The 842-nt window shown below is 43.7% G+C and carries 2 tRNA genes and 1 rRNA gene; all 3 read right to left on the reverse strand.

What is annotated here, in order from left to right:
- Nucleotides 1–246: 246 nt before the first annotated feature.
- A tRNA-Ala gene (locus tag L5M10_RS23930) sits at nt 247–322 on the reverse strand.
- A gap of 138 nt (nt 323–460) precedes the next feature.
- Nucleotides 461–537: transfer RNA gene (locus tag L5M10_RS23935), tRNA-Ile, on the reverse strand.
- Between the two features lie 99 nt (nt 538–636).
- A 16S ribosomal RNA gene (locus L5M10_RS23940) occupies nt 637–842 on the reverse strand; the annotation flags it as partial.

The raw sequence follows: 842 nt of genomic DNA on the forward strand, positions 1-842 counted from the left end.
ATAATTTACTATTGAATATTCAAGACWCTTAATAAAGTGTTTGAGAACTCATGTTCAATGCTTGCGCATTAAACGTTTTGTAATTAATCACATGACAGACTCATGCAATTAAATACTATCAGCTTTCCAAATTGTTAAAGAGCGGGCTTAAAAAAGCCAAAGATAATTTTTAAGTTTATCTTTGGCATCTCTATCCATAGTGCATATGCCTTATTACTTTGCAATAAAGTCAGAATAAGGTGTAAATGGTGGAGCTATGCGGGATCGAACCGCAGACCTCCTGCGTGCAAGGCAGGCGCTCTCCCAGCTGAGCTATAGCCCCATTTACATGCAGTGCGAGTAAGTAAGATGTTCCAAACCTCTAAAAGGATTGGTTTGCCAAATCGAGTTATCYGCRGCAAATTAACGCGACGTTTAGTTCACTAAACGAGTGTTAATTTAACAAAGGAKAACGAAGATTTGGTGGGTCAGAGTGGACTTGAACCACCGACCTCACCCTTATCAGGGGTGCGCTCTAACCAGCTGAGCTACAGACCCATCTTTGATAAACCTATTTAACTAGGTCYATCTTTTACTCTTTCTTCTATCAAGCAAATCTGTGTGAACACTCAACAAACATYRAGTTAGTCGTATAGGTAAGGAGGTGATCCAGCCCCAGGTTCCCCTAGGGCTACCTTGTTACGACTTCACCCCAGTCATGAACCACAAAGTGGTGAGCGCCCCCCCGAAGGTTAAGCTACCCACTTCTTTTGCAGCCCACTCCCATGGTGTGACGGGCGGTGTGTACAAGGCCCGGGAACGTATTCACCGTGGCATTCTGATCCACGATTACTAGCGATTCC

The organism is Shewanella sp. SM32 (genome assembly GCF_025654235.1).
GTDB classification, from domain to species: domain Bacteria; phylum Pseudomonadota; class Gammaproteobacteria; order Enterobacterales; family Shewanellaceae; genus Shewanella; species Shewanella oncorhynchi.